8 protein-coding genes are annotated in these 7566 nt (G+C 63.7%); 5 read left to right on the top strand and 3 right to left on the bottom strand.

All coding sequences use genetic code 11. The annotated features are described in order from the left end of the window. Positions 1-139 precede the first annotated feature (139 nt). The 3 genes from soxA to ACESL5_RS08985 all read right to left on the bottom strand — a co-directional run bounded on the left by soxA (position 140) and on the right by ACESL5_RS08985 (position 3336). Positions 140-1003, bottom strand: a complete 864-nt coding sequence (gene soxA, locus ACESL5_RS08995; RefSeq protein WP_372592450.1) for a sulfur oxidation c-type cytochrome SoxA — start codon at positions 1001-1003, stop codon at positions 140-142. Between the two features lie 51 nt (positions 1004-1054). Continuing rightward, positions 1055-1438 (bottom strand): sulfur oxidation c-type cytochrome SoxX, encoded by a 384-nt coding sequence (soxX, locus tag ACESL5_RS08990; RefSeq protein ID WP_372592449.1) that lies wholly within the window; start codon positions 1436-1438, stop codon positions 1055-1057. A gap of 497 nt (positions 1439-1935) precedes the next feature. Continuing rightward, positions 1936-3336: a M48 family metalloprotease gene (locus ACESL5_RS08985; protein WP_372592448.1), complete on the bottom strand. Its 1401-nt coding sequence runs from the start codon at positions 3334-3336 to the stop codon at positions 1936-1938. 157 nt (positions 3337-3493) lie between these two features. On the opposite strand from ACESL5_RS08985, the gene ACESL5_RS08980 reads away from it, so the two are divergent. From ACESL5_RS08980 to ilvN, 5 genes are all read left to right on the top strand, one after another. Next, positions 3494-3814: a rhodanese-like domain-containing protein gene (locus ACESL5_RS08980; protein WP_372592447.1), complete on the top strand. Its 321-nt coding sequence runs from the start codon at positions 3494-3496 to the stop codon at positions 3812-3814. A gap of 30 nt (positions 3815-3844) precedes the next feature. Continuing rightward, entirely contained in the window at positions 3845-4081 is a 237-nt protein-coding gene (locus tag ACESL5_RS08975) for a sulfurtransferase TusA family protein (protein ID WP_372592446.1), read from the top strand. Between the two features lie 174 nt (positions 4082-4255). Further along, on the top strand, positions 4256-5200 hold the full coding sequence (locus tag ACESL5_RS08970) for a hypothetical protein (protein ID WP_372592445.1): 945 nt from the start codon (positions 4256-4258) through the stop codon (positions 5198-5200). 398 nt (positions 5201-5598) lie between these two features. Continuing rightward, positions 5599-7299, top strand: coding sequence for an acetolactate synthase 3 large subunit (locus ACESL5_RS08965; RefSeq protein WP_372592444.1), 1701 nt, complete (start codon positions 5599-5601; stop codon positions 7297-7299). Between the two features lie 12 nt (positions 7300-7311). Beyond that, positions 7312-7566 (top strand): acetolactate synthase small subunit (gene ilvN / locus ACESL5_RS08960; protein WP_372592443.1); only part of this gene is annotated, 255 nt, incomplete at its 3' end.

Genomic DNA, 7566 nt, shown 5'->3' with positions numbered 1-7566 from the left:
TGTCGGGCTTGGGGAGCGGCCTCTGGCAGGGTGGCCTTGTCGCCACGGGGAGAGGGGTGATCGGCCCGGATGTTCCTCGACCTCGGTGCAAAAAAAAAGCAGGCCGAAGCCTGCTTTTTCTCGTCCAGTCATGGGCTGCTTACTTGCGGGTGCCCGGGCCGTTGAGTTCCAGACCATTGTCCACGTAGGACATGAAGAACTCGAGGTCGCGGGAGTACTCCGAGTACTGTGCCGGCGGTACGGTGCCGGTATCACGGATGCAGCCGTAGATACGCTTGTGGATCGTGAACATGCTGCCCTTGCTGTAGCGGAACAGCGGGAAGTGGGTGGTGTTGCCCACGTTCATGTGCAGGTGCTCGGCACGCACGTACTTGCCGCCGTGGTACTGGTGACAGTCGGCGCAGGAGTTGTCCAGGCGACCGGTACGACGGAACCAGGCTTCCTTGCCGCGGTTGAAGGCCTTCTTGGCGCCTTCGCTGTCGACGTTGACCTGATTGGTCATGCCGGCCGACTCACTGGCCAGGTAGGCCAGCACGTTGGCCAGCTTCTTGTAGTTGTTCTTCGGGTCCCAGACCTTCTCCGGGTCTTCGCCGGCGTTCTTCTGGCAGTTGATGATGTCCAGGCCGAGGCTGTGGACTTCATCGTCCTTCTCGTTGTAGTACGGGTACTTGGCGCGCAGGCCCTTGGCCTCGCCCAGGCAGGAGGACAGCGGCTTGCCATTCGGCAGGCGGTACTCTTCCCACAGCTCCTGACCGGCAGCGACGTACTGGTCCGTTTCCGGGAAGATCGTCATTTCCTCCCACTGGGCGCGCGCATCTTCATCGATGGCGTAGACGCCCATGTTGTAGTCCTCGAAGGGTACGTCCGGGTACCGCTCCGCGTAGAAGTCCACCATCATCTCGCGGAATTCTTCCGGATCCGACGGGTTGGCCGGGTCGGCCGCGTAGGCGCCGCCGGTGGCCAGTACGCTGGCAGCGATCATGCTAGAGATCAGGCGTTTCATTATGAGTATCTCCTCGTGATTCGGGTCTTTGGTTGTCTGGTCCTGAAGCCCTTACAGGGTGTAGAGGAAGTCGACGATGTTCTCGATTTCCTCGTCGTTCAGGATGTTGTTGGCCCCGAACGGCGGCATGATGGTCTGCGCGCCGAACTTGTCGCGAGCGTCGTAGATGACGGCCTTCAGATCTTCACGTTCCGGATAGCGTGCCTTCATGGCGATCAGGGCCGGGCCGATGTTGCCGGCCAGGTTGCCGCCCTGTATCTGGTGGCAGGCCAGGCAGTTGCCCGCGCCGCGGCCGAAGGCGATTTCCTTGCCTGCCTTCGCCGAATCGGACAGGCCTTCGTCGCCCTGCGCCATGGCAGCACCCGAGAAACTCATGCCGGCCGCGAGCAGTGCGGCGGCGCCTGCCGTGGTGAACACGGATGTGAACTTCTTCATTGTTATCCTCCTCTGCGGTCGCGTCTATGCGCCGAGATGCCTTGGTGAGTTGTCTCATTCATCGAATCGACGCCCTCCACTTTAGTGACCTGAACAGTCGAGACAATAAAAAATAATTTATGGTGACATGATGGATTGATTATTAGCGTTTGATGAAATTCCGAACGCGCCCGGACTGCGTCGTGGCGGCATTTGTGCCCCGATTTTTGGTAATCCGGGGTTTTTTCTCCAAGCCACTGGAATGGCGGCAAATCTTTTCAGTTTCGATCCGCTGTTCGCGCTATTGCGGGATTTCGCGTGGAACGTCCGGGCAGAAGAATGCCGGAATGAGACTTGGCGAACGGATCGGCAAGCGGCAGGGCCTCCGGCGGAGGAGTGTTGTCAGCACGCAACGAGAGAGGTCCTTCCGTGATCGGGGCGGGAGCACGTCGAGGGTGGGGCATCTGGTCGGATCGCGGGTATTTTGACCCCCCATTGGAGGGACGCGAGGGTTTGGGTCACTCCTCGCGTTTCTGGCCGGCGCGTCGCTCGATGTCCTCGAGGGTCGATTCGATCCGCAATCGGGCTCGCGGTCGGTCGACCGTGTAGGTATAGGCGGTTTCCAGTTCCTGGTGGGCGGCCGCCAGGTTGCCTTGAAGCAGGAAATAGCGACCGAGCTGCTCGTGGTGCTCCAGTGCCCGCCCGCTGGCATTGGCGGCCTCGGCCATCGCGAGGGCGGCGGTGGGGTCTTTCGGGCTTGCCTCCACCGCCGAGCGGGCAGCCTGGTAGGCCGAGTCGGTTTCGCCGCGGTCGAGCATCCACTTGATGCGCACCCGCATCAGGGTGGCGTCGCTGGGATAGAGTTCGATCAGATCCTTGAGTATGCGGTCGGCACGCTCCGTCTCGCCGCTGTCGTTCAATGCCCGGGCCAGCGGCAGCGCGTACCAGAGGTTGCTGGTGTCCTGCTTGTAAAGGGGACTGAGGAGACGGGCCGCCTCCCGGGGGTTGCCGGCGCGCCGGGCGACGATGGCCCGGCGATACTGGCGATCGCTTTCCTCGGCGAGGGGCATGCCGGTATTGCCGACCAGGGCGGCCAGCCGCGCTCGTGCCAGCCGGAACGAATGGCTGTCGGGATGGGTTGTGGTTGGCGGCAGGCTTTCCAGTCGGTCCTTGATGGCACTGATCCGCTCGGCGTTCATGGGGTGGGTGCGCAGGAACTCGAACTGCCGGCCCGGATCGGCCCCGGCGCGGCGCTGGAGCTTCTCGAAGAAGCTCACCATGCCCTGCGGGTCGACCCCGGCGCGTGTCAGCGTGTCCAGTGCGATGCGGTCGGCCTCGCGCTCGTGCATGCGGGTGTAGTTGATGGAGCTCTGTGCCGCCCCGGCGATGCCGGCGGTGGCCACGGCGGCCCCGAGCTGCGGGTCCACCGCGCCGAGCAGGATGCCGGCGATGAAACCGGCGACCGCCGTCATGCTGTTGCCCGTCTGTGCCGCCACCCGCTGGGCGATGTGGCGCTGCGTGGAGTGGGCGATCTCGTGGGCGATGACGCCGGCCAGTTCGCTTTCGTTCTCGGCGGTCAGCATCAGCCCGGAAAAGACCGCGATATGGCCACCAGGGACCGTGAAGGCGTTGATGGTGGGGTTGTCGACCACCACCAGATTCGGCGCGAACGGGGAGCCGGGGCTCGACGAGACCAGGCGGATGCCCAGGTCGTTGAGGTAGGAGTCGATCAGCGCATCCTCGACCACGCCGCCGCGTTCCCTGAGTTGGGAGAATACCTCCGCGCCGATCTGCCGCTCCTGGGCAGGGGACAGCACGGTGTCCACCGGGTTGCCCAGGTCCGGCAGGCTGTCGCCAATCGCGCGCGCGGGCGTGGCGGCCAGGACGAGGACCAGGAAAAGGAGGGTGGCTCGGAGCATTGCGTCGCGGTGTGGAGGGTGGATGTTGGATTTGACCGGGGAGATGGTGTCGGGTTTCCCGAAGGGCCGTCCGGCGGACTTGCCATTATGGACGAGGCGGGAGGCTCGCCGCTAAACTTGAGTCTCTCATGCCCACCGGATCAGTTTGGAGAGGATTATGGCAGCTTACGGAACCATCGGCGCGGACGAACTTCGCGACAGGCTCGGCGAGGTCGATCTGTTCGACGTGCGTGGTCCGGCGGAAACTGATCGCGGGGTGATCGAGGGGGCGGAACTCGTGCCGCTGCACATGGTGCCGCTGAATGTCGATCGGTTCCGCCGCGAGAAGGACGTGGTCATCTACTGCCACAGCGGGGCGCGCTCGGCGCAGGCCTGCCAGTTCCTGATCCAGCAGGGTGTGGGCAACGTCTACAACCTGGAAGGCGGGATCCTGCAGTGGGCGGGTGCCGGCCTGCCGCTGGTTCCGCCCGGTGAGTGAGGTGATCCCGGTTTTCGCGGAGGCAAGGTCATGAGCGAGAAGCAACCCGTCGAGGTCGATGCCCGCGGGCTTTCCTGTCCCATGCCGCTGCTCAAGGCCCGCAAGGCCGTGGCGACGGCAGAGCCGGGGCAGCCGGTGGTCGTCTACGCGACGGATCGAGGCGCCGAAAGTGATTTTCGTGCCTACAGCGAACGCGCGGGGCACCGATTGGCGTCTCTCGAGTGGCAGGGGGACGTGTTACGGATCGAGCTGATCCGCGGCGAATGACGAGTGAAGCCGGCTGAAAAGCCGGCTTTCTTGCACCTGGCATCTCGTGATTCGGGGTCAGGATCCTTTGTGGGTGCGTAAGCTCCTGTTGTGGCGTATCTTTGGAATTGTCGACAACAATAATCAAGTAATGACAACGACGACCAAAGAGATTCACAAAGGAGTGATTCCACCATGGGGAAGAGTCAAGCGATTCGTCTGATGGCCGCCGGGCTGGTCTGCCTGGGTCTGTTGTTCTCCGGCCTCGTGCGGGCCGAATTCCAACCCTTTGTCGAGGGGACGCCGCTCGGTGCCTCGCTGGAAGCGGCTGCCGCCTCTGCTGGTGAGCAACTCGCCGCCGGTGGGTTCGAGGTCGTGGGGGACTATGCGCCCACCGAGGGCGTGCGCGTGCTCGTGGTCACCAGTGACGCGTTGCTGGCCACGGCGGCCAGGAGCGACCGCGGTGGCTACGGTGCCGTGCTGAGTGTCGCCCTGGAGCAGGACGGGGAGACAGTCCATGTGTCCTATCAGGATCCGCGTTACGTGGCGCACGGCTACCGCCTCGAAGGCGACAACGAGCCGGTCTTCCAGGCCCTCGCCGGTGCGCTGGGCGCCACCGGGTATTTCGGTGCCGAACCGATCTCGGAAGCCAACCTCAGGACATACCAGTACGGCTTCGGCCTGGAGACGTTCCGCGATCCGGTGGACCTCGGGGAGCTGGGCTCCTTTGCCCGGGGACAGAAACAGATCGCCGAGCGGGCTGCTGACGGGAACCTGGGTGTCGAACTGGTCTACCGCGTCCGCATCCCGGGCAAGGAGCAGATGCTGTTCGGGGTGGCCCTGAAGTCGGACAATGCGAATGCGAACGGGGCGGCGCTGATTGAGGCCGTGGATCTCGAGGTCCCGCGGGGTTATGCCTTCCTGCCCTATCCGATCCTGCTGGACGGCAGCTCCGCCGAGACGCTGAACCTGCGCTTCCGCATGGCGCTGTTCTTCCCGGACCTGCCGATGATGGGCGACGGTGCCTCCTTCTTCAAGCTGCGTTCGGCCCCCGGCGCGATCAACGCGCTGCTGCTCGACGTGGTCGACGGCAAGGTCTACAGCGACGAGGGGTCCTCCGGCGGGTTCGGCACCTTCTGACCGGCCGGTCCTGGCGGGCATTTCGGTCGCGTCCGTCGGCCGGGATGCACATTCGCCGTCGATGATGGTGAAATCAGCCAGATAACGCGTTATATTATCCCGTCTACGATTGAGACCGCCGAGCCCCATCGGGCCCAATTGCGGTTGATGGCAGCCTGTCTGGCCGGTGACGATCTCACCGGGTCGGCGGGCTGCCGTCGTCATGGGCTGCGTTGATCGCGTTGCACTCTTTTGCGTCAAGCAAACTCAATGGTTCCACAGGACGACCATCCGGGGCGTTGCCCGGGTGCGGGGACGGTTTCCCCGGAGTCGCGTGGCTGCCTTGCGGAATTTCTCCCTGCCGGGCTAGTCACAGGATTTATATGAGATAAACGCGTTATATCGAGGTGAATGCTCTCGTGGAATTGTCCGGCGGTGAAATCCTGGTTGAGTGCCTCAAGGCCGAGGGTGTCGATACGGTCTTCGGCTATCCCGGTGGGGCGGTCCTTCACATCTATGATGCCCTTTACCAGCAGGAAGACGTGAATCATGTGCTGGTGCGCCACGAGCAAGGTGCGGTGCACATGGCCGACGGCTATGCCCGCGCCACGGGCCGGCCGGGCGTGGTGCTGGTTACCTCCGGTCCCGGCGCGACCAACGCGGTCACCGGCATCGCCACCGCGCACATGGATTCGATTCCGCTGGTGGTCTTCACCGGCCAGGTTCACAGCGCGCTGATCGGCAACGACGCCTTCCAGGAGGTCGACAACGTCGGCATCACCCGCCCCTGCGTGAAGCACAACTTCATGGTCAAGGACGTGCGCGACATGGCCGAGACCATCAAGAAGGCCTTCTACGTCGCGACCACCGGCCGGCCGGGTCCGGTCGTGGTCGATATCCCCAAGGATGTCACCGATCCGAAGGTCAAGGTGCCGTTCGAGTACCCGGAAAAGGTCGCGATGCGCTCCTACCAGCCCACCGAAAAGGGGCATTCCGGGCAGATCCGCAAGGCGGTCGACCTGATCGTCAACGCCGAGCGCCCGATGATCTACACCGGTGGCGGCGTCATCCTCGGCCGCGCGGCCGACGAGCTGACCCACTTCACGCAAAAGCTCGGTTACCCGATCACGCAGACGCTGATGGGGCTGGGCGCCTACCCGGCGAACGACAAGCAGTTCCTGGGCATGCTCGGCATGCACGGCACCTACGAGGCGAACATGGGCATGCATCACTGCGATGTCCTGATCGCCATCGGTGCGCGCTTCGATGACCGCGTCACGGGGGATCTGTCCAAGTTCTGTCCGCACGCGAAGATCGTTCATGTCGACATCGACCCGTCGTCGATCTCCAAGAACGTGATCGTCGATGTGCCGATCGTCGGCGCGGTCAAGTCGGTGCTCACCGAGATGATCGAACTGGTCAACCAGGCCGGCGGCGCGAAGAAGACCAAGGAACTCGAGTCCTGGTGGGACCAGATCGAACAGTGGCGTGGCATGAAGTGCCTCGACTACAAGTGGTCCGACGAGATCATCAAGCCCCAGTACGTGGTGCAGAAGCTGTGGGAGGTCACCGGCGGTGACGCGTTCGTCACCTCCGACGTCGGCCAGCACCAGATGTGGGCGGCGCAGTACTACGGCTTCAACAAGCCGCATCGCTGGATCAACTCGGGTGGCCTGGGCACGATGGGTTTCGGCCTGCCGGCCGCGCTGGGCGCCAAGTGGGCCTTCCCCGACGAGGAGGTCGCCTGCGTCACGGGCGAGGGCAGTATCCAGATGTGCAGCCAGGAGCTGTCAACCGCGCTGCAGTACCACCTGCCGGTGAAGATCGTCAGCCTCAACAACGGTTATCTCGGCATGGTCCGCCAGTGGCAGGAGTTCTTCTACTCGGGCCGCTACGCGATGAGCTACATGGAGTCCCTGCCGGATTTCGTCAAGCTCGCCGAGTCCTACGGTCACGTCGGCATGCGCATCGAGAAGCCGTCCGACGTCGAGGGCGCGCTCCGGGAGGCGTTCGCCATGAAGGACCGACTGGTCTTCATGGACTTCCAGACCGATCCGGAAGAGAACGTCTACCCGATGGTTCCCGCCGGTGCGGGCCTCAACGAAATGATCCTGCTGTGAGGACGGCCTGACATGCGACACATCATCTCGATCCTGATGGAAAACGAGGCCGGGGCGCTCTCGCGGGTCGCCGGCCTGTTCTCGGCGCGCGGCTACAACATCGAGTCGCTCTGCGTAGCGCCGACCCACGACGAATCCCTCTCGCGGCTGACGCTGGTGACCAGCGGCGACGAGCAGGTGATCGAACAGATCGTCAAGCAGCTCAACAAGCTGATCGACGTGGTCAAGGTCCAGGACATGGCCGACACCGCGCACATCGAGCGCGAG

Source organism: Guyparkeria sp., assembly GCF_041687595.1.
Lineage (GTDB): Bacteria > Pseudomonadota > Gammaproteobacteria > Halothiobacillales > Halothiobacillaceae > Guyparkeria.
This window is presented reverse-complemented; position numbering and strand designations above follow the sequence as displayed.